This is a genomic window from Acinetobacter sp. B51(2017), from assembly GCF_003711395.1.
Taxonomy (GTDB): Bacteria; Pseudomonadota; Gammaproteobacteria; order Pseudomonadales; family Moraxellaceae; genus Acinetobacter.
In genome coordinates, this window is record NZ_PJRJ01000002.1 from 129,831 (window position 1) to 156,215 (window position 26,385).

23 protein-coding genes are annotated in these 26,385 nt (G+C 42.1%); 14 read left to right on the forward strand and 9 right to left on the reverse strand.

Translation table 11 applies throughout. The features are described from left to right. Nucleotides 1–1,533, forward strand: a complete 1,533-nt coding sequence (locus CYK47_RS01915; protein ID WP_122898381.1) for a pyridoxal phosphate-dependent decarboxylase family protein — start codon at nt 1–3, stop codon at nt 1,531–1,533. 158 nt (nt 1,534–1,691) lie between these two features. Beyond that, nucleotides 1,692–3,122 carry an aldehyde dehydrogenase family protein gene (locus CYK47_RS01920; RefSeq protein WP_122898383.1) on the forward strand — a complete coding sequence of 477 codons (1,431 nt, stop codon included), beginning with the start codon at nt 1,692–1,694 and terminating at the stop codon, nt 3,120–3,122. Nucleotides 3,123–3,176: 54 nt separating this feature from the next. Here the strand turns inward: CYK47_RS01920 and CYK47_RS01925 are convergent, their stop codons facing one another. Beyond that, entirely contained in the window at nt 3,177–3,650 is a 474-nt protein-coding gene (locus CYK47_RS01925; protein ID WP_122898385.1) for an Lrp/AsnC family transcriptional regulator, read from the reverse strand. A 129-nt stretch (nt 3,651–3,779) separates the two neighbouring features. Here CYK47_RS01925 and CYK47_RS01930 point away from each other — a divergent pair, with 129 nt between their 5' ends. From CYK47_RS01930 to CYK47_RS01965, 8 genes are all read left to right on the forward strand, one after another. After that, nucleotides 3,780–5,495: an alpha-keto acid decarboxylase family protein gene (locus CYK47_RS01930; protein WP_122898387.1), complete on the forward strand. Its 1,716-nt coding sequence runs from the start codon at nt 3,780–3,782 to the stop codon at nt 5,493–5,495. Nucleotides 5,496–5,544: 49 nt separating this feature from the next. Beyond that, complete coding sequence (locus tag CYK47_RS01935; RefSeq protein ID WP_122898389.1) at nt 5,545–6,918, forward strand: amino acid permease; 1,374 nt, start codon at nt 5,545–5,547, stop codon at nt 6,916–6,918. Nucleotides 6,919–7,110: 192 nt separating this feature from the next. Next, the gene (locus tag CYK47_RS01940) at nt 7,111–8,133 is read left to right on the forward strand and encodes a substrate-binding domain-containing protein (RefSeq protein WP_122898391.1); all 1,023 of its coding nucleotides are present in this window, start codon (nt 7,111–7,113) and stop codon (nt 8,131–8,133) included. A gap of 92 nt (nt 8,134–8,225) precedes the next feature. After that, complete coding sequence (gene pstC / locus CYK47_RS01945) at nt 8,226–9,605, forward strand: phosphate ABC transporter permease subunit PstC (RefSeq protein WP_122898393.1); 1,380 nt, start codon at nt 8,226–8,228, stop codon at nt 9,603–9,605. After that, the gene (pstA, locus tag CYK47_RS01950; RefSeq protein WP_122898395.1) at nt 9,602–10,990 is read left to right on the forward strand and encodes a phosphate ABC transporter permease PstA; all 1,389 of its coding nucleotides are present in this window, start codon (nt 9,602–9,604) and stop codon (nt 10,988–10,990) included. The genes pstC and pstA overlap by 4 nt, the downstream gene beginning before the upstream one ends. Before the next feature lie 12 nt (nt 10,991–11,002). Continuing rightward, entirely contained in the window at nt 11,003–11,875 is an 873-nt protein-coding gene (gene pstB, locus CYK47_RS01955; protein WP_502697043.1) for a phosphate ABC transporter ATP-binding protein PstB, read from the forward strand. Nucleotides 11,876–11,986: 111 nt separating this feature from the next. Continuing rightward, nucleotides 11,987–12,949, forward strand: a complete 963-nt coding sequence (gene sohB / locus CYK47_RS01960) for a protease SohB (protein ID WP_122898399.1) — start codon at nt 11,987–11,989, stop codon at nt 12,947–12,949. A 129-nt stretch (nt 12,950–13,078) separates the two neighbouring features. Then, nucleotides 13,079–15,196, forward strand: a complete 2,118-nt coding sequence (locus CYK47_RS01965; RefSeq protein ID WP_122898401.1) for an Ig-like domain-containing protein — start codon at nt 13,079–13,081, stop codon at nt 15,194–15,196. Nucleotides 15,197–15,253: 57 nt separating this feature from the next. Here CYK47_RS01965 and purB read toward each other — a convergent pair whose 3' ends face one another. The 7 genes from purB to CYK47_RS02000 form a co-directional block, all read right to left on the reverse strand. After that, a complete protein-coding gene (gene purB, locus CYK47_RS01970) occupies nt 15,254–16,642 on the reverse strand; it encodes an adenylosuccinate lyase (protein ID WP_122898403.1) in 1,389 nt (462 codons plus the stop codon). A gap of 50 nt (nt 16,643–16,692) precedes the next feature. Beyond that, nucleotides 16,693–17,430 (reverse strand): high frequency lysogenization protein HflD, encoded by a 738-nt coding sequence (hflD, locus tag CYK47_RS01975; RefSeq protein ID WP_122898405.1) that lies wholly within the window; start codon nt 17,428–17,430, stop codon nt 16,693–16,695. Between the two features lie 11 nt (nt 17,431–17,441). Then, nucleotides 17,442–18,575, reverse strand: a complete 1,134-nt coding sequence (mnmA, locus tag CYK47_RS01980) for a tRNA 2-thiouridine(34) synthase MnmA (protein ID WP_122898465.1) — start codon at nt 18,573–18,575, stop codon at nt 17,442–17,444. 4 nt (nt 18,576–18,579) lie between these two features. Then, nucleotides 18,580–19,065: an NUDIX hydrolase gene (locus CYK47_RS01985; RefSeq protein WP_122898467.1), complete on the reverse strand. Its 486-nt coding sequence runs from the start codon at nt 19,063–19,065 to the stop codon at nt 18,580–18,582. Between the two features lie 266 nt (nt 19,066–19,331). Continuing rightward, nucleotides 19,332–19,871, reverse strand: a complete 540-nt coding sequence (locus tag CYK47_RS01990) for a gamma carbonic anhydrase family protein (protein WP_122898407.1) — start codon at nt 19,869–19,871, stop codon at nt 19,332–19,334. Between the two features lie 72 nt (nt 19,872–19,943). Continuing rightward, entirely contained in the window at nt 19,944–21,092 is a 1,149-nt protein-coding gene (dacC, locus tag CYK47_RS01995) for a D-alanyl-D-alanine carboxypeptidase PBP5/6 (RefSeq protein ID WP_122898409.1), read from the reverse strand. 117 nt (nt 21,093–21,209) lie between these two features. Next, a complete protein-coding gene (locus tag CYK47_RS02000; RefSeq protein WP_122898411.1) occupies nt 21,210–21,575 on the reverse strand; it encodes an MCR_0457 family protein in 366 nt (121 codons plus the stop codon). Nucleotides 21,576–21,820: 245 nt separating this feature from the next. On the opposite strand from CYK47_RS02000, the gene surE reads away from it, so the two are divergent. From surE to CYK47_RS02015, 3 genes are all read left to right on the forward strand, one after another. After that, on the forward strand, nt 21,821–22,594 hold the full coding sequence (gene surE / locus CYK47_RS02005) for a 5'/3'-nucleotidase SurE (RefSeq protein WP_122898413.1): 774 nt from the start codon (nt 21,821–21,823) through the stop codon (nt 22,592–22,594). A 110-nt stretch (nt 22,595–22,704) separates the two neighbouring features. Continuing rightward, complete coding sequence (locus tag CYK47_RS02010; RefSeq protein ID WP_122898415.1) at nt 22,705–23,532, forward strand: peptidoglycan DD-metalloendopeptidase family protein; 828 nt, start codon at nt 22,705–22,707, stop codon at nt 23,530–23,532. Nucleotides 23,533–23,633: 101 nt separating this feature from the next. Then, nucleotides 23,634–24,563, forward strand: a complete 930-nt coding sequence (locus CYK47_RS02015; RefSeq protein ID WP_122898417.1) for a LysR family transcriptional regulator — start codon at nt 23,634–23,636, stop codon at nt 24,561–24,563. 55 nt (nt 24,564–24,618) lie between these two features. Here CYK47_RS02015 and CYK47_RS02020 read toward each other — a convergent pair whose 3' ends face one another. Continuing rightward, complete coding sequence (locus tag CYK47_RS02020) at nt 24,619–25,830, reverse strand: aspartate aminotransferase family protein (protein ID WP_122898419.1); 1,212 nt, start codon at nt 25,828–25,830, stop codon at nt 24,619–24,621. 195 nt (nt 25,831–26,025) lie between these two features. On the opposite strand from CYK47_RS02020, the gene grxD reads away from it, so the two are divergent. Further along, nucleotides 26,026–26,367 (forward strand): Grx4 family monothiol glutaredoxin, encoded by a 342-nt coding sequence (gene grxD, locus CYK47_RS02025; RefSeq protein WP_122898421.1) that lies wholly within the window; start codon nt 26,026–26,028, stop codon nt 26,365–26,367. Nucleotides 26,368–26,385: the final 18 nt, after the last annotated feature.

Sequence of the window (26,385 nt, forward strand, 5' to 3'; positions counted from 1 at the left end):
ATGGTTGATTTTGCAGAACATCGTAAAGCGTTGCTCTGTAATGATGCTGCATCTATTGCTGACTATACCTCAGCAATGGATCAAGCGACCAAAGCGGTTGCTGCATGGTTACAAAACGACAAAATGTACACGGGCGGTAGCATTAAAGAGCTACGTAGCGCGATTGCATTTAATCCATCTAAACAAGGTTTGGGTGTTGAAAAGTCTTTAGAGCGTATGGTGGAGCTTTTCTTAAATAAAAGCTTAAAAGTACATCATCCGCATTCACTTGCGCATTTGCATTGTCCGACGATGGTTACCAGCCAAATCGCGGAAGTGTTAATTAACGCGACGAACCAATCAATGGACTCATGGGATCAAAGCCCGGCTGGTTCTTTGATGGAAGTTCAGCTGATTGACTGGTTACGTCAAAAAGTGGGTTACGGTGCAGGTCAAGCAGGTGTATTCACCTCTGGCGGTACTCAGTCTAACTTAATGGGTGTACTTCTTGCGCGTGATGCCTGCATCGCGAAAAACTGGAAAGACGAAAACGGTAAGCCGTGGTCTGTTCAGCGTGATGGCGTACCAGCAGATGCGATGCGTAACGTCAAAGTCATTTGTTCTGAAAATGCACATTTCTCTGTGCAAAAGAACATGGCAATGATGGGCATGGGCTTCCAATCGGTGGTGACTGTTCCTGTTGACGAAAATGCTCGTATGGACATGGACGCACTTGAAAAAACCATGGCGCACCTTCAGGCTGAAGGTAAGATCGTGGCATGTGTCGTTGCAACTGCAGGTACAACCGATGCTGGTGCAATTGATCCACTGAAACAAGTACGTGAAATCACCAATAAATATGGCGCGTGGATGCATATCGACGCAGCATGGGGTGGTGCTTTAATCTTGTCTAACGATCACCGTGATATGTTAGATGGTATCGAATTATCTGATTCGGTAACGCTTGATTTCCATAAGCATTATTTCCAAACGATTTCGTGTGGCGCATTCTTACTGAAAGATGAAGCCAACTATCGCTTTATGCATTATGAAGCAGAGTACTTAAACTCAGCTTATGATGAAGAGCACGGTGTTCCAAACTTAGTCTCTAAATCACTACAAACCACACGTCGTTTTGATGCACTTAAATTGTGGATGACCATTGAAGCATTAGGCGAAGAGCTATATGGTTCAATGATTGATCACGGTGTGACCTTAACACGTGAAGTTGCAGACTATATTACTGCAACTGATGGTTTAGAAATGCTGGTTGATCCACAATTTGCTTCGGTATTGTTCCGTGTGATTCCTGCAGGTTATCCAGCAGAATTACTCGATACCTTAAACCAAAACGTCGCAGACGAATTATTTGCGCGTGGTGAAGCAAACATTGGTGTGACTAAAGTTGGTCAAGTTCAATCGTTGAAAATGACGACTTTAAGCCCAGTAGCAACTTTAGATAACGTGAAGAACTTGCTAGCACTGGTGTTAATCGAAGCTGATCGTATCAAAGGTGCAATCGCTGATGGTACTTATACACCTGCAATTGACTAAATCTGAGCATTAGGTTGATTTCAAGAAAAGCACCCTTTAGGGTGCTTTTTTAATGCATGCACAAAATGTGCAATTCTTGCAAAAAAATGCATACTTTGCCGGGCTTAAATCAGCTAACTTGAATAGACAACAACAATAGTCGCATTCAGGATGAATCCATGACTCAATTGCATATTCCGCATCATGTACCTTGCATTATACAAGGTCAAGCCACACAAGGTTTAGCTGATTCATTTGCTGTGCTTAATCCGGCTACAGAACGTATTATTGCCTTATGTAGTAGCCCCTCTGCTGAGCAAATTGAATATACTATATCCACTGCCCAGCATGCCTTGAGCACTTGGCAGCACAGTGATGAAGCAACGCGAAAAGCTGTACTCATGCGTATTGCATTAGGGATTGAACAACATGCCGATGAATTGGCGCAGCTCATTGTACAAGAACAAGGTAAACCTCTAAGTTTGGCACATACAGAAGTGGCTGCTGCAATTGCATGGACACGCTATCAGGCGAGCCTTGACTTAAGTCCTGAGGTTTTACAAGATGATGCAGAAAAACGGATCGAATTACATCACCGACCAATGGGCATTGTTGTTTCAATCACCCCGTGGAATTGGCCACTGATGATTGCTATTTGGCATATTATGCCAGCTTTACGTGCAGGTAATGTGGTGATTAATAAGCCCTCAGAATATACCCCACTGGCAACAGCCAAACTGGTGCAAATCATGCAGCGTGAATTACCTGCTGGCGTGGTTTCTATTCTGACAGGTGATGCTGAAACGGGAGCACAGCTTAGCCAGCATCCTTTAGTCAATAAAATTGTATTTACGGGTTCAATCCAAACTGGTTTAAAAATTAAACAACACACTGCCGCGAGTTTTAAACATCTAACGCTTGAGTTAGGCGGGAATGATGCTGGAATTGTATTACCTGACAGTGATTTAGATAAAATTGCAGCACGAATTTTTAATGCTGCATTTATCAATATGGGACAAACCTGTGCAGCTTTAAAGCGCGTCTATGTGCATGAAAGTCAATATGCAGCATTAAGCCAGCGCTTAGCAAATTTGGCTGAAACACAAATACTCGGTGATGGTTTAGCACCTGAAACGACCTTCGGCCCTGTGCAAAATGCTAAACACTACCAAAAAGTCAAGCAATTGATTACCGAGGCATGCACAGAAGGTGCACAGGTATTGACTACAGCACAACCACTGCCTGCACAAGGCTATTTTATTGCGCCTACGATTTTAATCCATGTCAATGCCAAAAGTCGTGTGGTTCAAGAAGAGCAATTTGGTCCTGTATTACCGATATTAAGCTATCAAAATGTAGAACAGGTTTTAACAGAGTTGCAACACAGTGATTATGCTTTAGGGGCCTCGATTTGGTCATCAGATATAGACAAGGCACAACGCTATATTCAGCATTTAAATTGCGGTACGGTGTGGCTCAATACTCATGCTGAGGTGCTGCCGCATGTACCATTTGGCGGATGGAAACATTCAGGTTTAGGCGTACAATTTGGACAACAAGGTTTATTAGAAAATACCTTGTCGCAAGTGATCCATATTCACAAAGGGTAGTGTCTATTAAAGCAGATTTAAACAACGCTCAAATCTAGATTTGAGCGTTTTGTTTTATAGCGCTAAACCGCGGCTTAGTCGTGCAGAGGTCGAGGCATCTTTAAATTTATTAAGCACGATATAGGATTTAATATGTCCAATTACTTCACAACTTAACAGTTTATCAGTCACAAAATTGGCCAAAATTTCTAAATTTTGTGCCGCCACTTTAAGCATGAAATCAGCATCACCACTTAAAGAAAAAGCTTCTTGAATGGCATCTTCATCGGCTATCAATTGCTGTAAGGCCATTTTGGCCGCGGCATCATGGGTTTTTAATTTAATTTGTACCATTGCCACCACACTTAAGCCTAAAGCTGCTGGATCAATTCGCGCGCTATAGCCCAAAATAATCCCTTTTTGCTCTAATAGTTGCCGTCGTCTTGAACATTGTGAAGCAGATAAACCGATTAAGTCACCTATTTCTTGATTGGTGAGCCGACCATTGTGTTGGAGTGCATAAATGATTTTCCAATCAAATTTATCCATTGCATCGAATCCTTGCTTGATACACGTTTTATGTATTTTTTATTGATTATGCTGTGCATTATGCATGAAATCGAAAAATGAAATGCAATATTCTGTTATTTACAGCGTCATATAACAGGAACAATAACAATGTTTATGGAAATCGGTCAGTATCTAAATCAGCGCCTTGTCGAGATGGGTATTGGGCATGTCTTTGGTGTGCCAGGTGATTTTAATCTGTCTTATTTAGAACAGTTGGAACAGGATACGAATTTAGCATTTATTGGCAATTGTAATGAGTTAAATGCAGCTTATGCCGCAGATGGCTATGCACGCCAAAATGGTATTGCCGCTTTATTAACTACCTATGGGGTAGGTGATTTAAGCGCGATCAATGGCATTGCAGGCGCTTATGCCGAAGGTGTGGCATTGGTACATATTTCAGGTATTCCACCATTACATGCAGTGAACAGCGGTGCATTGTTACACCATACTTTAGTGGATGGTAATTATCAAAACATCATGCAATGTATGCGTGAATTTACGGTGGCACAAACCCGTTTAAGCCCCAGTAATGCCGTGGCTGAAATTGATCGTGTCTTAAAACAATGTGTTTTACAGCAGCGTCCAGTACATATTCAATTGCCTTCTGATATTACTCATATTCGTGTAGAGGTTAATCATAAAGCACTGGATTTAAGCCCTGCTCAAACTGATCCAGTGCTGTTACAGCAAACTGTGACGCAAATTTTAGCTCAGCTAAAGCAAGCCAAACGGCCAATTTTACTGCTTGATCATCCTGCATCTACATGGCAACTGACCGAAGTGTTACAACAATGGGCGGAGCAGCTTAATCTACCGTATGCTTGCTTAAACACGACTAAAAATATTATGGATGAGGCTTCAGCTTTATTTGCAGGTGTATATGTAGGTGCGGCTAATCCACAGACCCAAGTATTGGTGGAACAGTCAGATTGTGTAATTGCGATAGGCGTGCGTTTTACTGATGTGGCGACAGCATTTTTCTCGCAGAAATTACATGCTCAACAGATGATTAGTCTGAATAGAGATACCATTTGTATTGGTGAGCAACAGATTGTTGGGGTTGGTTTATCTGAGCTATGTCATGCTTTACTTCGTCGGACTCAACAACTGCCTCAAGCCAAAATCAACATTCAGCCACAGCCCTTAGAACTAGTCGCAGCTGATTTTGAGTTGGAGCAGGCTTTGAGCCATGCCTGGTTATGGCAGCAAATTGCCCCTTTTATTCGGGCAGATGATGTGATTGTCGCAGAGATTGGTACTGCCAATGCAGGCTTATCGAGCTTAGTATTCCCTAAAAGCGTTGATTATATTGCCCAGCCGATTTGGGGTTCTATCGGTTATACCTTACCTGCATTATTAGGCAGTATGTTGGCAGCACCCAAGCGGCGCCATCTGCTCTTTATTGGGGATGGTTCCATTCAGTTGACTATTCAAGAACTTTCGACGATTTTACGTCTGGGGCTCAAGCCGATCATCTTTGTATTAAATAATGGCGGCTATACTATTGAGCGCTTAATTATGGGAGAAAACGCCCGTTATAACGATGTACAAAATTGGCAATATAGTCAGTTTGCACAGGTTTTTGCTGCCAATCAGCCACATCAAGCGCATGTGGTGCATACTCATCAGCAATTAAGTGAAACTTTAAACCATGTACAGGTCAGTCAATCGCTGTGTTTGATTGAATTAAAGCTCCAGCCTATGGATGCGCCTGAACGGTTAAAACAGTTTGGGCAAGTGGTGGCACGTTATGACTATGGTGATTATGGCTATACTAAACTCAACCAGCCTAAGCAGATCGACTATCAAGATGCAATCTAGGTCAATGGAATAGGCCTGCATTAAATCAAAATTGGCAAGGAGTCGTGATATGGACGTTGAACAGCATCAATTAAAAAAACAATTATCTAACCGCCACATTCAATTAATTGCTTTAGGGGGCGCGATTGGTACAGGTTTATTTTTAGGCCTATCGCAAACCATTCAATTGGCAGGGCCTTCGGTATTATTGGGTTATGCCATTGCAGGAATCATCGCCTTTTTAATTATGCGCCAACTGGGTGAAATGGTGGTGCATGAGCCAGTCAGTGGTTCTTTTAGTTATTTTGCCAATAAATACTGGGGAAAAATGGCCGGTTTTATTGCAGGCTGGAATTATTGGGTGCTGTATGTGTTGGTGAGTATGGCAGAGCTGAGTGCAATTGGTACCTTTATTCAGTTTTGGTGGCCGCATATTCCCACTTGGCTTAGTGCCTTAGCCTTTTTTATGGTGATGAATGGCATTAATTTGGTGAATGTCAAATTTTTTGGTGAAAGCGAATTTGTATTTTCCATGATTAAAATTATTGCCATTTTAAGCATGATCGGCTTTGGGGTGTATTTATTAATCAGTGGTGGCGCGGGGTCACAAGCAGGTGTAGCCAATCTTTGGCAACATAGTGGCTTTTTTGCCGGCGGTAGCACTGGCTTTTTAATGGCCCTCGCGATGATTATGTTTGCTTTTGGTGGCTTAGAGCTGATTGGCATTGCCGCCAGTGAAACCAAAGCACCTGAAACCACAATTCCTAAAGCGATTAACCAAATTGTCTATCGAGTGTTGATTTTTTATATTGGTGCCATTGGCGTGTTGTTATGCTTATATCCTTGGCATTTATTGGCACAAGGTGGCAGCCCCTTTGTATTGATTTTTCAATCCTTAAACAGTCATGGGGTAGCCAATGTTTTAAATTTTGTAGTGCTCATTGCAGCAGTGTCGGTATATAACAGTTGTATTTATTGTAATACACGGATGTTGCATGGCTTAGCTGAACAAGGTAATGCACCTGCAATCTTAAAACGTGTTAATCGCCGTGGTATTCCTGTATATGCAGTCTTATTTTCTGCGGCCATAACAGCCATTTGTGTAGTGATGAATTATTTGATTCCACAAGATGCATTTGCACTCTTAATGATGTTGGTCGTGTCAGCTTTGGTCATTAATTGGATGATGATTGCTTTTACCCATTTAAAATTTCGTCAAGCGATGCTGAAAAGCCAACAAGTTACGCGCTTTAAAAGTCTGTATAGTCCACTCAGTAATTATGTATGTATTGGCTTTATTGTCATGATTCTAGTGATTATGAGTCTGAGCCAGAGTATGCGTATGGCCGTGTTGTTAGTGCCAGTTTGGTTGGCTTTGCTCATCTTATTATATCGCTTTAAATATCAAAAAAAGCCAGTGGTTATTTCTAAATCAATCACTTAAGCGTAAAAAAGATCCATATATTGGATCTTTTTTTTGGGATATGGCCTGTAATACCTGTGGTCATATATCATCAAAGCGTCATAAAGCTGTAACTTATCTGTCATATTTTAAAATCAAAATGCTCCTATCGAAAAAAGTACATAACTTAACAATTCTAGTGCTGTACTTTCGGGCTAATCAAGAGAGATGAGAATGCGCTTAACTCACATTGCAATCGCACTGGCAGCAGGTACTTTGGCAGCAACAACTGCGAATGCGGCACGAGACACAATTCAAATTGCTGGTTCTTCAACAGTTTTACCGTATTCAAGTATTGTGGCAGAAGAGTTTGGCAATACTTTCCCCCAATTTAAAGCACCTGTCGTTGGTTCTGGTGGTTCATCTGGTGGTTTAAAACAATTTTGTAATGGTGTGGGTGATAATACAATTGATGTGGCCAACTCATCACGTCAAATTAAATCGACTGAATTAGAAAGCTGCCATCAGGCAGGCGTAAAACAAGTTTTAGAAATTAAAATCGGCTATGATGGTATTGTATTTGCCTCAAATGCTAAGAAAAGCGAATACAAATTAAAGCCTTATCATGTTTATGCGGCATTGGCAGCTGAATTACCATCAAAAGGTAAAATGGTGGCTAACCCGTATACGCATTGGAATCAAATTGATAAGACTCTGCCAAATGAGCCGATTACTTTAGTGATTCCTGCATCCAACCACGGTACGCGTGAAGTGTTCCAAGAAAAAATGGTCGATGCGGGCTGTAATGCTTATACTGCGATTAAAGCACTAGATAAAGATGCACATAAAGCAGCCTGCACCACATTCCGTAAAGACGGTCGTGTGGTCGAAATTTCAGGTGATTACACCGAAACATTGGCACGTTTAACCACTTCACCAAGTGCGGTAGGGGTGTTTGGTCTAGGTTTCTATGATCAAAACCGTGACAAGTTACGTGTGGCCACTGTAAATAATGTTGTACCATCTGAAAAAACCATTTTAAATGGCGCATACCCTGTATCTCGCCCATTGTTCTTCTATGTCAAGGGCGAACATTTAAAGTCAATTAAAGGCTTAAGTGAATTTACTGAATACTTCCTGAATCAAAAAGTTTCAGGCAAAGGTTCAAAACTTGAAAAAGCGGGCTTAATTGCATTGTCTGATGCAGAACGTGCACAAATTCTTGCCGATTTTAAAGCAGGTAAGGCAGTAAAATAATTAAGCTTAAAACGGCCAATGGAGGGATGAGTCCCTGCATTGGCTTTTTTTAAACCTTTTTTCAAGTCACTTGAAAAAATGCTGGAGAAGACATGAATCTGCTACTTATAGGCGTATTACTGGCTTTGATTGCCATTGGCTATCAGATCGGGTTACGCAAAAGTCGTCAATTAGCAGGTCAGGGCAATAACTCGGCAATGCTACATTCGCGTCCGGGTTATTATGGCGCGTTGGTGGCGTTATGGTGCGGTATCCCTGCCATTTTAATTTTGTTGCTATGGAACTTAATTGAGCCAAGTATTTTACGGCATGTGGTGATGGACAATGTACCTGCCAATATTGCAGCGAGCTTAAACCCTGCAAGCACTGCAGTGTTAATGGATCGTGTGCAAGCGATTGCCTCAGGTTTTGGGGTTAGCGATCAACCCGCAAGTTATGAACTTGCAGCCGCAGCAGAATTAGCCAAAATGGCAACTGTTGCTGCATTTGCAAAATTTGCAGTGGTTCTCGCAATTGCCATCGCAGGTTTAGTCATCGCTAAAAAACGCCTAAATCAACATTTCCGTGCCCGTAACCAAGTCGAAAAAGTGGTTAATGTCGCTTTAGCGTTATGTTCAGGTGTCGCGATTCTCACCACCATCGGTATTGTGATGTCGATGTTTAGTGAAGCGATGCGCTTCTTTAGTTTTGTGAGCCCTCTAGATTTCTTCTTTGGTACAGAGTGGAACCCTGGTTTTAGTACCTCAGGCAGTGCTGATGGTCAGTATGGTCTATTGCCACTGATTTGGGGCACATTAATGGTCAGTGGGATTGCGCTATTGGTGGCGGTGCCAGTGGGCTTAATGATCGCAATTTACTTAGCCGAATATGCATCTTCAAGTTTCCGTGCTTGGGCGAAACCTGCCATTGAAGTCTTAGCGGGTATTCCAACCATCGTCTATGGTGTATTTGCCTTAATGATCATGGGGCCGTTCTTTAAAATGTTGGGCGATATGGTTGGCCTAAACATTAACGCGACCAGTGCTTTAACCGCCGGTTTTGTGATGGGCATTATGATCATTCCCTTTGTTTCATCATTATCGGATGACATTATTACCCAAGTGCCACGCGCATTACGGGATGGCTCTTTAGGTTTAGGGGCAACCAAATCAGAAACCATTCGTCAGGTGGTTTTGCCCGCTGCACTCCCCGGTATTATTGGCGCATTCTTACTTGCAGCATCTCGTGCCATTGGCGAAACCATGATTGTAGTACTTGCAGCGGGCAATAGTCCATTACTGCATGCCAATCCATTAGAAGCAGTGTCTACGGTGACGATTACTATTGTCAATCAATTAACCGGTGATACGGATTTTGCTAGCCCACAAGCACTGGTAGCCTTTGCCTTAGGTTTAACCTTATTTGTGATTACTTTGGGTCTCAACATCATTGCACTATACATCGTGCGTAAATATCGCGAGCAATACGAATGAGTACATCTAATCCATCTACTGTACCGCAGTTTGACGCTGAGGCGGCTGCGAGCGCACGCGAGCAACGTAAACAAACCATTGCTAACTCTTTAGCCAAGCGTCACCGTAAAGAAAAACTCTTTCAAGCCTCAGGCTTTATGGCAGTCATTGCGGGTTTATTCTTTGTCGTATTGTTATTTAGCAGTATTTTAGCCAAAGGTTTGCCTGCATTTTGGCAAACCAGTATGACGCTACCCATTACTTTTGATGCGCAAATTATTGATGCAGGCCCAAAACCAGTGCAACTGGCAGAGGAAAATCCAGCACAATATGAACAGCGTTATATTGCATGGCAAACCAAAATGGGCATGGTGGATTGGGATGCTTTGATTGTGAATGCCATGATTGCCAAAGATCCAAGCATTGCCAATTACCGCGATGAATTGTCGAGTTTATATACCAGCTCAGAAGCATATCGCTTACGTGATATGGTGTTTAAAGATCCAAGCCTCATTGGTCAAAGCAAAGAGATTAATTTACTGGCAGATGCCAATGTGGATGTTTGGTTAGCGGGTAATATTGATCGTTCACTTCCTGATGCACAGCAACAACTTAGCCCTGAAATCCGCCAGTTGGCAGATGATTTAAAAGCCAAAGGCGTACTTGAAAATAGCTTTAACACCAATATCTTCTATAGTGCCGACTCGCGTAGCTCACCTGCAACTTCTGGTTTGGCGGGTGCATTTATGGGCTCGTTATTTATGATGCTCATTGTGATTTTTATCTCGATTCCAATTGGTGTGGCATCTGCAATTTACTTAGAAGAATTTGCACCTAAAAATGTTCTGACGGACATTATTGAAGTCAATATTAACAACCTTGCGGCAGTACCTTCTATCGTGTTTGGTTTACTCGGTGCCGCTATCTTTATTGGCTGGATGCATTTGCCATTATCTGCACCGTTAGTGGGTGGTTTGGTATTAAGCTTAATGACTCTACCTACTGTGATCATTACGACCCGTGCATCGTTAAAAGCCGTTCCGCCTTCGATCCGTCAAGCCGCTTTAGGTTTAGGCGCATCAAAAGTACAAACTGTGTTCCATCATGTATTACCTCTAGCACTGCCAGGTATTTTAACGGGTGCCATTATTGGTGTAGCACAGGCGCTGGGTGAAACTGCACCACTGTTGTTAATTGGTATGAGTGCCTTTGTTGCCAGCGTACCTGCGACCCCATTTGATCAATCAACTGCACTTCCTGTCCAAATCTTCCTATGGCAGGGCAATGAATTACGTAACTTCTTTGAAGGGCGTACAGCCGCAGCCATTATTGTGTTATTGGCGCTGATGATTAGCCTAAATGCTTTTGCAGTCTGGTTACGTAAAAAATTCGAAGTGCGTTGGTAATTGAGGATAAAATTGATGAATACTGTATTGGATAATGTGAAATCTGTGACTGAAAAGCAAACCACGTCGCCAAGCCACACCTTTCAAGTGCATAGCACAACTGCCGAAAAATCGCAGCAAGCAGCCAAAAATGTCAAACTCAGTGCATCTGATGTACATGTATATTATGGCGAAACTGAAGCGATTAAAGGTATTGACTTAAGCATTTATGAAAATGAAGTGATTGCTTTTATTGGGCCATCAGGTTGCGGTAAATCGACATTTTTACGTACCTTAAACCGTATGAATGACACTATTGATTCATGTCGCGTCACGGGTAAAGTCATGCTCGACAACCAAGACATTTATGATCCAAACTTAGATGTGGTGTTGTTACGTGCGCAAGTGGGCATGGTATTCCAAAAACCCAACCCATTTCCAAAGTCCATTTTTGATAACGTGGCATACGGCCCTAAATTGCATGGTTTGGCGCGTGATAAATATGATTTAGAAGAAATTGTTGAAAGCAGCTTACGTAAAGCAGGTCTTTGGGATGAAGTAAAAGATCGTCTGAATCAAGCAGGTACAGGTTTATCGGGTGGTCAGCAACAGCGTTTATGTATTGCGCGTACTATTGCGGTCAGCCCTGAAGTTATCCTAATGGATGAGCCGTGTTCAGCACTTGATCCAATTGCCACTGCTAAAGTCGAAGAGCTAATTTCTGAGTTATCAACGCAGTACACCATTGCCATTGTGACGCATTCGATGCAACAAGCAGCGCGTGTATCAGATCGTACAGCTTACTTTCACTTGGGGGATTTAATTGAAGTCAACTCAACTGAAAAAGTCTTTACTCAGCCTGATCATCAGTTAACAGAAGCCTATATTACAGGTCGTTTTGGTTAAGCCACAGTGCAATAAACAGAGCCTTCGGGCTCTTTTTATTTGTAAAAAACATTGAATTTTATTTAATTTGACCTCATGTTAAATACCAATAAAAAATGATACGAGAGATGTATGCTATTTCATGTACCCAAAGTTCCTGCCGAAATTTCTATTAGCCACCTAAATGCGCGTGTCAATGAACAACGTAAAAAAATTGCGCAAATGACGGCCTCTAAATTGGAACTGTTACAATTTAATCAGCAGCTCTCCAAAGAAGCGCGGGCGCGTAAGAAAAACAATGAAAAAGTGTATGTAATCGATTTTACTGGAGATACTGCGGCCTCAGCTGTAGAAAGCTTACGTGAAGAAATTACTTTAATTTTAGCCACCGCGACAGCGGGGCGTGACCGCGTGGTACTACGTTTAGAAAGCCCAGGTGGTATGGTACATGGTTATGGTTTAGCAGCAGCGCAATTGGTGCGTTTACGTGAAGCAGGTTTTCATTTGACCATTTGCGTCGATAAAGTCGCGGCCAGTGGCGGTTATATGATGGCGTGTATTGCTAACCAAATTATTTCTGCACCTTTTGCTGTGGTGGGTTCAATTGGGGTGGTGGCACAAGTGCCTAACTTTAACCGATTGCTAAAAGAACATAATATTGATTTTGAACTGTACACCGCAGGCGAGTACAAACGTACTGTGACGATGTTTGGTGAAAACACTCAAGAGGGCAAAGCCAAATTTGAACAAGAATTACAACAAACCCATGCCTTATTTAAGCACTTTGTGGAACAATATCGTAATCAGCTCAATGTTGAACAGGTAGCAACAGGCGAGCATTGGTATGGGCAAGATGCCTTAGACTTAAAACTGGTTGATGAGCTTAAAACCTCGGATGAGTATTTACTCAGTTTATTAGATAAACATGATGTTTATACCATTCATACCCGTAAAAAACCGACTTTAGGTGAAAAGTTAGGCTTACAAGCTGCCCAAATTGCCCAGGGTTTCGTGCCAAGTATAGTTAATAAAGTTTTAGACAGCTTAGTGAAAGCCAATAATAATTTGGTGCAACTGCGTGACCCGCAGCTTTAGAATTAAGCGATAAAGCGACATCAAAAACCAGCAATATGCTGGTTTTTTTGTTTTAAGCGTTGTCGGGTTTTTAAGCTTTTGATAAGTTAGAGCCTTTAGCATGATGCTAGTGAAAACCTTGAGGATTCTATGGCGATTATCGTCGTTTTAAATAAACAAAACTTAGCCACCCTGCATAATACCGATACTCAATTGGTGGCACTCAATCAGGCATCCATTATTCAAATCAGTCATAGCCGTGATGATATTGCCAGCATGGTACGTTCAGGTAATAAACTCATCATCACCTTAAAGAATGGTGAGAAAATCACCCTTGAACAGTTCTTTCATGCCGATGGTTCTAGCCCGCACAGCTTAGTCTTGCCTAATCAAAGTGGGGCATTTGATTTAGTTGAATTTGATGGTAAAGGTAAAGTCATTAACTATAATCCAGTACAACACTTAACTGAATTGGCCAGCAGTGAAACTTGGGTGAATCCGCAGCCGACCACGGTGGTGGCTGAAGAGCCTGTAGCAAGTCCAGCATGGTATGAAAAATCTTGGGTGAAACCTGCTTTGGTAGTGCTAGGGGTAGAGGCGCTTTACCTCACTGCCTTTAAAAATGATGATGACAGCGACAAACCCAAAGATATCATGCCACCTGCCAATCCGACTGCCAGTATTGATGCAGAGGGTAAAGTCATCACAGGTAAAACAGAAGCCAAAGCCAAAGTTTATGTACAAGACTTACAAGGTAATATTATTGGTGAAGCCACTGCAGATGCCAATGGTAACTATAGTATTCAATTAAAACGTGCCGTGACGGATGGTGAGCGCGTTGGTGTATATGCCAAAGATGCTGCAGGTAATCAATCCAATTTGGTCGCGGTGACGGGCAGCAAAGACACCATTGCACCGCATGCACCAGAAGCACAATTTAATGATACAGGCACAATCGTTTCGGGTCGGGCTGAAGCGGGTAGCAAAGTTAGCCTCTATAGTGCAGATGGTAAGACTTTATTAGCAGGGCCAGTCACTGCTGGATCAGATGGCTCTTTCTCATTAAATGTAAATCCAGCCTTGCCAAAAGACACCCAAGCCCAAGTGCTTGCCCAAGATACGGCTGGCAACAGCTCAACACATACTACTGTGATTGTTGGACAAGACACCTTAGCCCCAGCCACGCCAAAGCTAGAAGTGAATAGCGCGGGTAGCCAAGTCAAAGGTTATGCTGAAGCCAATAGCAACATTGAAATTAAGAATGATAAAGGTCAAGTGATCGCTACGGCTAAAGTCAATTCAGAGGGTTATTTTGAGCTGGATTTAAGCCCAGCAGTCACAGACCAAAGTGGCACAACACTGGTGGTGAAAGACGCGGCTGGTAATCAAAGTGATGCGATTAGCTTAAAACCAAATCTTGACACTTTGGCACCTGAGGCTGTGCAAGCGAGTGTCAATACAGAAGGGACGGTGGTGACAGGTACTGCAGAGCCAAATAGTAAAATTAAAATTACCATCATCAGTAATGGTCAAGAAATAACCATTGGTTCAGGGCAAGCCGATAGTAGTGGTAAATTTAGCATTAATTTAACCAGTCCATTAATCAATAATAACAGCGCCAATGTCTATGCAAGCGATGCTGCCAATAATCAATCAGTTGCCACGCAAGTCATTGGGCGTAAAGATACGATTGCGCCAAGCAAAGTAAATTTGAGTACTTTAACTGTGGCCGATGATGTGGGTGAGCAAAAAGGCAATATCAGCCAAAATAGCCAAACCGATGATACACGTCCACAGTTTAGTGGACGAGGTGAAGCCAATGCCACTTTAACCATCTATGATCATGGTATTGCCATCACCACAGTGAAGGTGAAAAGCGATGGCACATGGACGTATACCCCTGATAGCGATCTAAGTTTAGGTGTACATAGCTTTACTTTTAGTCAGATGGATGCCAGTGGCAATACCAGTGCTATGAGTGATGCCTTTAAATTTAGCGTAATTGCAATGGCAGAGCCCGAAGTTGAAGAAACAGAACAAGATACCGTCAGCGTGAGCTTTGCAATAGATGAAAGTTTGGCTTTTAATACACTAGCGCAGGGCCTACTTTTAGATGAAAACCAGAGCGATACGGTTGAACCGATCCTAGCGGCATTACTGGGTGAGCAAACAGCGCTGATGAAAACGCAAGCCTCAATAGAACCTGTTGTGATCAACACTACATGGCAACACGATGACAGCTTATTACAGCCACAAACTTATATTTAAAACTATACAGGCATAAAAAAGCGGCGTTGAAACGCCGCTTTTTTTTAAGTTGAAGAGTTAGATTTTAGCAATTAAATCTTGAACTTGTTTTGCTTGAGCTGCAGCATTACCTGTGTACGTTGCAGGCGTCATTTCGGCTAAACGGGCACGATCTTCAGCAGGAACGGCTTCTAATTCGTTACCATTCACGAAGCTGACCATCATGTCACGTGTCATCGCTTGACCACGAGTCAACGCTTTTAATTTTTCGTATGGTTTTTCAACCGCATAACGACGCATTACAGTTTGAATTGGTTCAGCCAATACTTCTTGTGCATTGTCTAAATCTTCTAGAATGCGCTCTGCATTCAGTTCAAGTTTAGCAATACCTTTAGAACATGCTTCAAACGCGATTAAGCTTTGTGCAAAACCAACACCCATGTTACGAAGAACAGTTGAGTCAGTTAAGTCACGCTGCCAGCGCGATACAGGTAGTTTTTCACCAAGATGCGCAAGTACTGCATTGGCAATACCTAAGTTACCTTCAGAGTTTTCGAAGTCAATTGGATTGACTTTATGCGGCATCGTTGAAGAACCGACTTCGCCTTCTTTCAAACGTTGTTTGAAGAAACCAAGCGAGATATAACCCCACACGTCACGGTTAAAGTCGATTAAGATGGTATTAAAACGACGTAATGCATCAAAAAGTTCCGCCATGTAATCATGTGGTTCAATTTGCGTAGTGTACGGGTTAAATTCTAAACCTAAAGATTCAACAAAAGCTTGTGAATGTGCCGGCCAGTTGATGTCTGGGTAAGCAGAGTAGTGCGCGTTGTAGTTACCTACAGCACCATTGATTTTGCCCAATAATTCCACATTTTTAAACTGTTTGATTTGACGTGCAAGGCGGTAAGCCACGTTCGCCATTTCTTTACCTAAAGTAGTTGGGCTTGCAGTTTGACCATGCGTACGCGACAACATTGGTTGTTCTGCATGCTTTTCAGCAAGTTCAACAATCGCATCAATAATTTGTTGCATTGCGGCAAGCAATACTTCGCGACCATTTTTAAGCATTAATGCATGTGACAAGTTGTTGATGTCTTCAGAAGTACATGCAAAGTGAATGAATTCACCAGCATTTTTTAATTCTTCGATATCAGCGATTTGTTCTTTTAAGAAATATTCAACCGCTTTTACATCGTGGTTGGTGGTACGTTCAATTTCTTTAATGCGGTTGGCATTCTCTTCTGAGAAGTTCGCCACGATTGCATCCAATGCAGCATTTGTTTCGTTAGAAAACGCTGGAACTTCCGTAATTTCTGGACGGTTCGCAAGCGCTTGTAACCAACGCACTTCAACAGTCACACGAGCATGGATTAAACCAAACTCAGAAAGAAAAGGACGTAGAGCATCACATTTGCTCGCATAGCGTCCATCTAATGGAGAAAGTGCAGTTAAAGCGTTCATAGCAATTCCTTAAACTTTGGAATGAAACGTAAAAAATTCTGAAATAAACATCAAGTTACCACCTGATATTGTAGGCGAGCGAGATCTTGAATATCGCGTACAAGCTTGCGCTTGCCAAAGAACACAAAGTCCCATGAGCTACCGCCCAATTCACGCCATAAATGTGCCATTTGTAAACCGGTAAATAAAGAGGCTCGAATACGGTTGGTATGCGCGGCATCTTTAAAGGCTTCGGCATTGCCACGTACCATAATGCGTGGATTGATCGAGCCTGCGGTTGCGACATAAGTTTGCGCAAGATTGGCAATAATACTGGGATGGGAATAATTGTGATCAAAGAAAGACAGCTGTTTTAATATTTTTTGCTGAGATTGTTCGATAATTTTAACAAATTGGGGGTTGGCATAGACTTTCTTTTCTAAATGCAACAGCGCCATGGCATAGCTCATCGGCAATTTGGTGCTGGCCAGTTTAGGGAGTCTTGATTTGGGTGCGCTGCTAAAAGGTTGGGTTAAACAATTTTCAAAAGATTTAAGTCCCAAAGAGACATCAGCGAGTTGATGAAAAAAATCTAAGGTCTGTTGGCTATTGCCTTGGCTGGGTCGAATATTGAGACTGGCTTTAATTAATTGTTCGAAATAAAACAAACCGCTTTCACCCATACTCTGTCGACCGCCTAAGGCGGTCATATGCGTGAGCTGGGTGGCTTGAAATACCCCCGCTAAAGCCAAAGCACGATTTTGCCGTGGCGTGAGCGGAATCGACTGCTGAAAAGGTAAGCCAGCCATTTCAATATCCTTTATACAAATGCAGGCGTTGGTGCGTTGGTATGGTGAATCACACCACCACCTAAGCATTCCTCAGCTAAATAAAACACCACACTTTGTCCCGGTGTAACGGCACGTTGTGGTTCATCAAATTCAACACGTACACCATGTTCAGAATTTTCGTCTTTAAATACGGTACATACTTGATCCGGTTGACGGTAACGGGTTTTAGCAGTGCAACGTAAACCTGTAGCAGGAATCTCTTGTTCACCAGCGACCCAATCAATCGCTTCCGACCATAAAGTGGTGCTTTGCATCAGTGGATGTTCATGACCCTGACCGACCACCAAACGGTTGCCTGGAATATCTTTATATAAAACAAACCAAGCGCCTTCAGCTGCACCTTTTAAGCCGCCAATGCCAATGCCACCGCGTTGCCCTAAGGTGTAGTACATGAGGCCATGATGTTCGCCAATTTCAGTACCATCTTCTAAGACAATTTTACCCGGCTGTGCAGGCAGGTATTGCTGTAAGAAGTCATTAAAGCGACGTTCCCCAATAAAGCAAATACCGGTTGAATCTTTTTTCTTGGCAGTGACTAAATCCAATTCTTCAGCAATTTTACGTACTTGTGGTTTTTCAATTTCCCCGACAGGGAACAAAGTCTTGTTAATTTCGCGACCGTGTACGGCATGTAAGAAATAGGTTTGGTCTTTGTTGTTGTCTACACCACGCAATAGCGGTGCATATTGTTCACCGCGTGAATTGGTACGGGTTTCACCGCGGCGGCAGTAGTGACCTGTAGCAATAAAGTCAGCACCTAAGTTGACTGCATGATCTAAGAAAGCACGGAATTTAATTTCTTTATTACATAAAATATCTGGGTTTGGGGTACGACCTGCAGCATATTCTGCTAAGAAATGCTCAAAGACACGATCCCAATATTCCATAGCGAAATTGGCAGTATGTAATTTAATACCAATTTTATCGCATACGGCTTGCGCATCGGCAAGGTCATCCATCGCCGTGCAATATTCCGTACCATCATCTTCTTCCCAGTTCTTCATGAACAAGCCTTCAACTTGATAACCTTGTTGAAGTAGAAGGGCAGCAGACACAGATGAGTCTACACCACCAGACATACCGACGATGACACGTTGTTGCATAGGATTAGGCATCCAAATTTGAAATTAAGGGAGAGTTTTGGTGCTCATCAATGAGCGATAAAGGATACGACTTTCCGGCTTTGGCATCTTGAATGGCTTTAATTACCAATGGACTACGTGCTCGTGCAGTCTCTAAAAGTTCATCTAAGCTCATCCACACGGCAGCGACAATTCCTGTATCGAGTTTGGCATTGGGAAAATGCTCAAGCGCCTTGCCCAAAAAGCAAAAGCGATAATAGGTACGATCAGGAAATAGCGGTGGGGTATAGGTGTAGATGCCAAGCAGTGATTCAATACTCACGCGATAGCCAGTTTCTTCCATAGTTTCACGAATTGCAGCGTCAATAATCGTTTCGCCTGCTTCAACGTGGCCTGCGGGTTGGTTAAATACGGTATGTGTGACGCCTTCTGAATGTTCTTCAACAAACAGAAATTTTCCGTCTTGTTCAACAACGGTGGCAACAGTCACATGCGCAGTCCAAGCAGTCATCGCAAAGCACCATGGAATAAAAGCCATATTCTACGCAATTTCTATTAGCTTGGCTATGCTCAGACAAAATTTGTTGTTTAGATGGGTAATTTTTAGCGTAAATAGTTAAAAATAAGTAACTGTTAAATATTAACTAAATTATATAAATATATTTTTTATTCAGATGAGGGCCATTTAATTTTTTCTGTTTAGACCAAAACAGCAGGATGGTTGTTGGATGAGCACCACTAAGCTGAGGATGAGGTACTCCTCAGCTATTTTTAAGCTTAGAGTTGTGCTAAATAATTGCGTGATACTTTGACATAATTTTGTGCCGAATATGGCAAGAAATTACGTTCTTTTTCAGTTAAAGCACGCATTTGTTTGACTGGGCTGCCCATATATAAATAACCGCTTTCTAAGTGTTTACCCGGTGGCACTAAAGAGCCTGCGCCAATCATCACGTCATCTTCAATGATGACATCATCTAATACCACCGTGTTAATGCCAATTAAAACGCGATTGCCAATGGTGCAGCCATGTAAGGTGACATGATGACCAATGGTGACATCTTCACCAATAATTAACGGTGAACCTTCCGGTTTATCGGCTTTTTTATGACTAACGTGCAGCATGGCATGGTCTTGAACATTGGAGTTTTTGCCAATACGAATATGATTGACATCACCGCGGATACAGGCAAAGGGCCAAACCGAGACATTTTCAGCCAGTTCTACATCACCAATCACCACAGCCATTGCATCGATATAGCAAGTGGCTGCAATGACAGGTCGAGTATTTAAATAGGGGCGTACAGAGTTAGACATATTTTTCCTCAATATTATTTTAATGTTAAAAAAAGCACGCTCGAAAGCATGCTTTTTTAAAATTTAAATCAATTAAAACAAGTTGCTAAAGAACTGTTTAATGTGATCCAGCATACGTGCAAAGAAACCCGCTTCTTCCACTTCTTTTAATGCAATTAATGGTTTTTCAGCAATCACTTTGCCATCTAGAGAAGCCACGTATTTACCCACAACTTGACCTTTGGTTAAAGGCGCAGTGAGTTTAGGTTGTACTACCAATTGAGTTTTTATGGCATTAGCCTGACCTTTAGGCATGGTCACGTTAAAGTTTTCCGCTAAACCAATTTCAGCTTCAGCACTTTTACCATACCAAACTTTGGCTTTAGCTAAGACTTGGTTGGCAGGTTGTACTTTAACGGTTTCAAAGTTGGCATAGCCCCAGGCCAATAAATTACGGGTTTGTGAGGCACGTTCCTGCATAGTCGGTGCACCAAAAATCACCGAAATTAAACGCATTGGGCCGCGCTTAGCAGAGGTGGTTAAGCAATAACCAGCTTCATTGGTATGACCTGTTTTTAAACCATCCACACTTGGGTCAGTATAAAGTAGGGCGTTACGGTTACCTTGTTTGATACCGTTAAAGCTAAACTCTTTTTCTGAATAAATTGGATAGTATTTCGAACTGTCATGGATAATATGTTGTGCAAGCGTCGCCATATCTTTGGCAGTCGAAAAATGTCCATCTGCTGGCATACCCGTTGAGTTTACAAATTGGGTATTACTCATGCCGATACGTTTGGCCTCTTCGTTCATCATATGAACAAAGGTACCTTCATTACCAGCAATATGTTCAGCCATGGCTTTAGAGGCATCATTACCCGATTGCACGATAATGCCGCGCAGCATTTCCAAAACTGTGGCTGTACCATTTAAAGGTACATACATACATGATTCTGTACTGCTACCACGGCACCAAGCCGATTCATTCATACGAACTTTTTCGTCTTCCGTGAGCTCGCCTTTTAATAACTTTTGTTCGATGATGAAGCTGGTCATCATTTTCGTCATTGATGCTGGTGCTAATTTTTCATTTTCATTTTTTGAAGCAAGGATTTGACCTGTTTCATAGTCCATCAAAACATAAGATTTGTTATTGAGTTCTGGTGGTGCTGATAACACAGTTGCTGCATAAGAGAAACTAGGCAAGAGCAAGAATGCAGCAAGGGCACTTTTACGGGTCATTCTAGATGGTTCCAATATCTTGAGGTAAGCACAATGAGCCTAGCATTCTAGGACAAAGTTCCAACAACTGCTATGGGGGAACCGCCCTGATTCTCAAGATATTGTAAGCATTTTGTGTTATTTGCGATAAGTCGTCAGTTCTTGACAGATTTCGCGGTTTTTCACAGTGCCCGCTTGTTTGGCATCTTGTTGGGCTTCAAGCAAAATCGGTGCAGATTGGGTTTGTTGAGCAAAATGTTTTAAGGCGACTAGGGGTTGCTTAAGCTCAGGTAAATAGGACTGCACAAAGTTTTCATAGCCTTGCTCAAAGGCAGTTTTATTTTCAACCAAGCTTGGGCAAAGCTCAGATAAAACATATAAAGCTGCCAGTTCTTCTTCTGTAACATATTGGGTGGGAGTCACTTCATGGTTACTGTTTTGTGCTAGGGCAACAGGACAAGAAACAGCAACAACAGCAGCGAAACACAGTGCAAGACGGCGCACGATTGATCTCCTGAACTCAAATTAAGTAATAGAAAATAAGAAATCTACGGTTTTAAATGTTTTTTCGCTGAAAATGACAGCAAAATCCAAGTGATATTGCCAATAAAATGTGCAAAAGCAAACAAAAAAATAGAAAATTGTGCAAAAGTCTAAAAAATAACGAGACCTTGCTTTAAGCTAATAATAAAGTGGTAAAAACCACATGATGGTTACAATAAGGTTTATATTTTCTTAAGGATAACAATATGAATATTTTAATTGCCAATGATGATGGGGTATTTGCACCTGGCATTATTGCTTTGGCACAAGCATTAAAACCTTTAGGGCGCGTGGTGGTGGTCGCACCTGAGGCAGAGCGTAGTGGTTTTTCATCAGCCTTAACCTTAGATCGTCCGTTACGACCTGTAGAAATTGCACCAGACGTGTGGGCAGTCAATGGTACACCTGCCGACTGTGTGTATTTATCTATGAATGGTCTATTTGACTTTGAATTTGACTTGGTGGTGAGTGGTATCAACAGTGGTGCCAACTTAGGCGATGATGTTTTATATTCGGGTACAGTTGGCGCGGCCTTTGAAGGGCGTTTAATGAAGCAGCCTGCGATCGCCGTGTCATTGGCAGGTCCCAATGTGCGTAGTTACTTAAAACCTGATGATTACCAGCAAGCTGCACAATGGGTACATGACTTTATTGCCCAAGGCGTACCTGAATTGCCACCACGTCATATTTTAAATATTAATATTCCTGACGTCAGTGAGCTAAAAGGACAAAAAATAACTTATCAAGGCCGTAAACATTTATCGAAACCGATTACCAGTCAAGTAGACCCGCGCGGTCGGCAAGTATTTTGGATTGGTTTAGCGGGTGAGGCTGTGACGGAAATGAAAACTGAGCTTGGCGAGATTGGTTCGGACTTTGCAGCAGTTCAAAATGCTTATGTCAGCATTACCCCGATTCAAATGGATGCAACCAATTACGCAGTTTTACCTGCTTTATCTCAACAATTTAGTTCACATTGAACTTGAATGTTATAACTTTGTGATAAAAAGTCGTGGCAACAGTGATTCAGTGATTTTTTTTGCTAGTCTTAGCCGCAGTCAAAAAACAGATTTTGTGGAGAGTTTTATTTATGTCAGTCCTTCAATCCAGCATGCTGAGCAAGCCGAACACTTTATTGAAGCATGTGTTGTTATCTACGGCACTGGTTTCGGTGGCAGTATTGACAGGATGTGCATCTAAACCACAAGTGAATAATACGGCACGTTATGCTGTGGCTCCAGATTTTTATACTGTGCGTTCAGGGGATACCTTAAGTGGCATTGCTGCACGTTATGGTTTGAGCTATGAAAGTATTGCTGCCATGAACGATATTGTACCGCCTTATAAAATCTATGTTGGACAATCGATTCGTTTAAAAAATACTGGGAGCAAGCGCACCACCACCACGCAAGCGGTAGCACAAGCCGAGCCAATTCAACGCCAAAGTATTGCCTTACCTAGCCAAAGTAGCTCTGTGCCTGCACCAGTTGTCACTGCGCCTCAGGTAGCCACGCCAGTCACAGCACCTGTCACCGTGAGCAAGCAAAATGGCTTAAAATGGGTGCGTCCAAGTACAGGTCCAGTCCTCCAGCACTTTGATTTAGCTAAAAATGTTAAAGGTGTGCGTTTTGCTGGGAAAACAGGTGATGCAGTCTTAGCTGCAGCAGACGGGCAGGTGATGTATTCGGCAGATGGTTTACCCGAATATGGGCAATTGATTTTAATTAAACATGTTGATGGTTATATCACGGCTTATGCACACAATAGTAAATTGCTGGTGCAAAGTGGACAAAATGTGACAGCAGGGCAAAAAATTGCAGAAATGGGCAACAGTGGTGCTCAGCAAACCATGTTGGAATTTCAAGTTCGCTTAGACGGAAAACCAATTAATCCGGGTAATGTTTTACCAATTAATTAAATTTACCGAATACAAATAAATAATTTCACCGTATAATACAATGAGTTGCTTATAGCAAATTTATTTTTGTTATAAGCACTCATAAGTTCAGAGGGAAATTTATGTTAGATCAACTTCGAGCAATGGGAGTATTTGCTTGTGTAGTTGAGAAAAGCTCATTTAGTGGTGCTGCGCGTGAACTTGGAATCACAACCAGTGCAGTGAGCCAGCAAATTCGTTCGTTAGAACACGAGATGGAAGTAACATTACTACATCGTTCGACGCGTAAATTGAGTTTGACTGAGGCTGGACAAGCCTTTTTCCATAGCTGCCAAGAGATGCTTGCTGCTGCAGAGCGGGGTAAAATCCGTATTAATGAATTACGTGATGATTTAGTTGGGGAATTACGTCTTTCAGCCACACCAGAATTAGCAGCGCAGCATATTATTCCTGCCTTGTCACACTGGATGTCAGCGCATCGTGGTTTAGCTGTACATGTAGAAGCAGCACATCAAGCAGCTGATTTAATTGAAAATCGTATTGATATTGCCTTACGTGTTGCAGCTCAAATTGATGAAAGCCATGTTATAGCAGAACCATTACTTCGTGTAGAGCAAATTTTGGTGGCTGCACCGAGTTATTTAAATCAAAATAGCCCAGTGTCGCGTCCAGAAGACTTACTACAGCATGATTTATTGCCAGTCAGTTTACTCAAAGCACAGCCTGAACTTAAGTTTAGTCATAGTGTAACAGGTGAACAGCTTGAACTAAATATGCACGCACGCTTAAGTAGTAACAGCAGTTCAGTGGCTAAAGCCTTGTGTTTACAAGGCCACGGCATTGCGCGAGTCTGTTATTTAGATGTACAAAAAGATTTAATGAATGGTGCTTTGGTTGAAGTTCTGCCTGAATGGAAACTGCCCGTTTTTAATTTATATGCCGTAATCTTAAAACGCGAACAACAACCTATGAAAATTCATCGTTGTTTAGAGGCGCTAAAACAATATTTTTGCCAGATCTCTGGGGGACGAATATACCAAGAAGCCTCTTAAATCAAAGAAGCTTCACAAAAAAAGCCGCAATTTGCGGCTTTTTGTGCATTTTAGCTTATGCTAAAAAGGTTTTAATCATGCTAACTAAGCGTCCAATCAGTTGATCAGCTTGGTCTTGCGTGATGTTTAAAGTGGGTAATAAACGCACCACGTTGCCAGAAGTGACGTTAATAATGGTTTGATGTTCATCACGTGCAATATCAACGAGTTCGCCACAAGCTTTTGGTAATTCAATACCAATCATTAAGCCAAAGCCACGTACAGTTACGTTTTGATCCGCTAATTTTTCACGTAGTTGGCTCACAATATAAGCGCCTTTTTCTGCAGCATTAGCAACTAAGTTTTCTTTTTGAATGGTATCAATCACGGTGTAGACCACACGTGAACCTAATGCTGTACCGCTATAGGTTGAACCATGGTTACCGGCAGTCAGAACGCCTACACCACGACCTTGCGTCATTACCGCACCAATTGGGAAGCCGTTGCCTAAGCCTTTGGCTGTAGTTAACACATCGGGGATAATGTTGGTGTGTTGGTAAGCAAAGTATTGACCTGTACGACCATTACCGGTTTGTACTTCGTCCAACATCATTAACCAGTTGTTTTGGTTACAAATGCGACGGATATCTTCTAGATAGCTAAAGCCTTGTGGTGCAGTATTGACACCGCCTTCACCTTGAATTGGCTCAACTAAAATTGCCACGATATCAGGGTGATTGATTGCAGCTTCTTCAATGGCTTCTACATCACCAAATGGCACACGAATAAAGCCTTCGACCAATGGACCAAAGCCATCTTGCACTTTCTTGTTGCCTGTCGCAGAAAGCGTCGCCATGGTGCGGCCATGGAAAGAGTGATCAGCAACAATGATTTTAGGGCAAGCAATGCCTTGCATATGACCAAATTTACGCGCAATTTTAATCGCGCCTTCATTGGATTCTGCACCGCTGTTCGAGAAAAATACTTCTTCCATGCCGGCAACTTCAGCTAACTTTTGTGCTGCAGCAGTTTGCCACGGCACTTCAAATAAGTTACTGGTGTGAATTAAAGTCGCAGCTTGTTCTGCAATGGCAGCAGTGACCGCAGGATGTGAGTGACCTAAACCACATACCGCAATCCCTGTTAAGGCATCTAAATATTCTGTACCATCTTCGGTATAAAGATAAGCACCTTGTCCTCGGACAAAGCTGATCTTTTGGCGGCCAAATACCGGCATTAAATGCGAGGGTTGATCAGTTTGTACCGGTGCAAGGGTGATATTATTCATGACGAACTCTTATCTGAGGAATAAAAAAAATTAGTCTGTATTTTGCAAAAGAAGCGTAAAATACACAGGATATATAAGCAAAAACTGTTTCGGATTGAAAGTCTAATTCGAAATAAAAATAGAAATATTGCTTTTGCCATATTGTTTTAGCTGGTTTTGGGTATAATGCAGCACAGATTAGTTGAGGATTTATCAATGACTGAACAAGTACGCGATACTGAAGCGTTAATTCGTGATCAAATTGCTAAACATGCAGTATTACTGTACATGAAAGGCACACCACAATTTCCACAATGTGGTTTCTCTGCGCGCGCGGTTGAAGCACTCAGTCAAATTGGTCGTCCGTTTGCTTATGTAAACATTTTGGAAAACCAAGACATTCGTGCAACTTTGCCGCAAATTGCCAACTGGCCAACCTTTCCACAATTGTGGATCAATGGTGAGCTGATTGGTGGTAGCGATATCATGCTAGATATGTTCCAAAAAGGTGAACTACAACCTTTAGTTGAGCAGTATAGCCCAGCACCTGAAGCTTAATTTTAAGCTTTTGTTGCG

What these genes read in the sequence shown, in the direction of transcription:
- CYK47_RS01915 (WP_122898381.1), top strand. Translation starts at nt 1, where the DNA reads ATGGTTGATTTTGCAGAACATCGTAAAGCGTTGCTCTGTAATGATGCT.
- CYK47_RS01920 (WP_122898383.1), top strand. Translation starts at nt 1,692, where the DNA reads ATGACTCAATTGCATATTCCGCATCATGTACCTTGCATTATACAAGGT.
- CYK47_RS01925 (WP_122898385.1), bottom strand. Translation starts at nt 3,650, where the DNA reads ATGGATAAATTTGATTGGAAAATCATTTATGCACTCCAACACAATGGT.
- CYK47_RS01930 (WP_122898387.1), top strand. Translation starts at nt 3,780, where the DNA reads ATGTTTATGGAAATCGGTCAGTATCTAAATCAGCGCCTTGTCGAGATG.
- CYK47_RS01935 (WP_122898389.1), top strand. Translation starts at nt 5,545, where the DNA reads ATGGACGTTGAACAGCATCAATTAAAAAAACAATTATCTAACCGCCAC.
- CYK47_RS01940 (WP_122898391.1), top strand. Translation starts at nt 7,111, where the DNA reads ATGCGCTTAACTCACATTGCAATCGCACTGGCAGCAGGTACTTTGGCA.
- pstC (WP_122898393.1), top strand. Translation starts at nt 8,226, where the DNA reads ATGAATCTGCTACTTATAGGCGTATTACTGGCTTTGATTGCCATTGGC.
- pstA (WP_122898395.1), top strand. Translation starts at nt 9,602, where the DNA reads ATGAGTACATCTAATCCATCTACTGTACCGCAGTTTGACGCTGAGGCG.
- sohB (WP_122898399.1), top strand. Translation starts at nt 11,987, where the DNA reads ATGCTATTTCATGTACCCAAAGTTCCTGCCGAAATTTCTATTAGCCAC.
- CYK47_RS01965 (WP_122898401.1), top strand. Translation starts at nt 13,079, where the DNA reads ATGGCGATTATCGTCGTTTTAAATAAACAAAACTTAGCCACCCTGCAT.
- purB (WP_122898403.1), bottom strand. Translation starts at nt 16,642, where the DNA reads ATGAACGCTTTAACTGCACTTTCTCCATTAGATGGACGCTATGCGAGC.
- hflD (WP_122898405.1), bottom strand. Translation starts at nt 17,430, where the DNA reads ATGGCTGGCTTACCTTTTCAGCAGTCGATTCCGCTCACGCCACGGCAA.
- mnmA (WP_122898465.1), bottom strand. Translation starts at nt 18,575, where the DNA reads ATGCAACAACGTGTCATCGTCGGTATGTCTGGTGGTGTAGACTCATCT.
- CYK47_RS01985 (WP_122898467.1), bottom strand. Translation starts at nt 19,065, where the DNA reads ATGACTGCTTGGACTGCGCATGTGACTGTTGCCACCGTTGTTGAACAA.
- CYK47_RS01990 (WP_122898407.1), bottom strand. Translation starts at nt 19,871, where the DNA reads ATGTCTAACTCTGTACGCCCCTATTTAAATACTCGACCTGTCATTGCA.
- dacC (WP_122898409.1), bottom strand. Translation starts at nt 21,092, where the DNA reads ATGACCCGTAAAAGTGCCCTTGCTGCATTCTTGCTCTTGCCTAGTTTC.
- surE (WP_122898413.1), top strand. Translation starts at nt 21,821, where the DNA reads ATGAATATTTTAATTGCCAATGATGATGGGGTATTTGCACCTGGCATT.
- CYK47_RS02010 (WP_122898415.1), top strand. Translation starts at nt 22,705, where the DNA reads ATGTCAGTCCTTCAATCCAGCATGCTGAGCAAGCCGAACACTTTATTG.
- CYK47_RS02015 (WP_122898417.1), top strand. Translation starts at nt 23,634, where the DNA reads ATGTTAGATCAACTTCGAGCAATGGGAGTATTTGCTTGTGTAGTTGAG.
- CYK47_RS02020 (WP_122898419.1), bottom strand. Translation starts at nt 25,830, where the DNA reads ATGAATAATATCACCCTTGCACCGGTACAAACTGATCAACCCTCGCAT.
- grxD (WP_122898421.1), top strand. Translation starts at nt 26,026, where the DNA reads ATGACTGAACAAGTACGCGATACTGAAGCGTTAATTCGTGATCAAATT.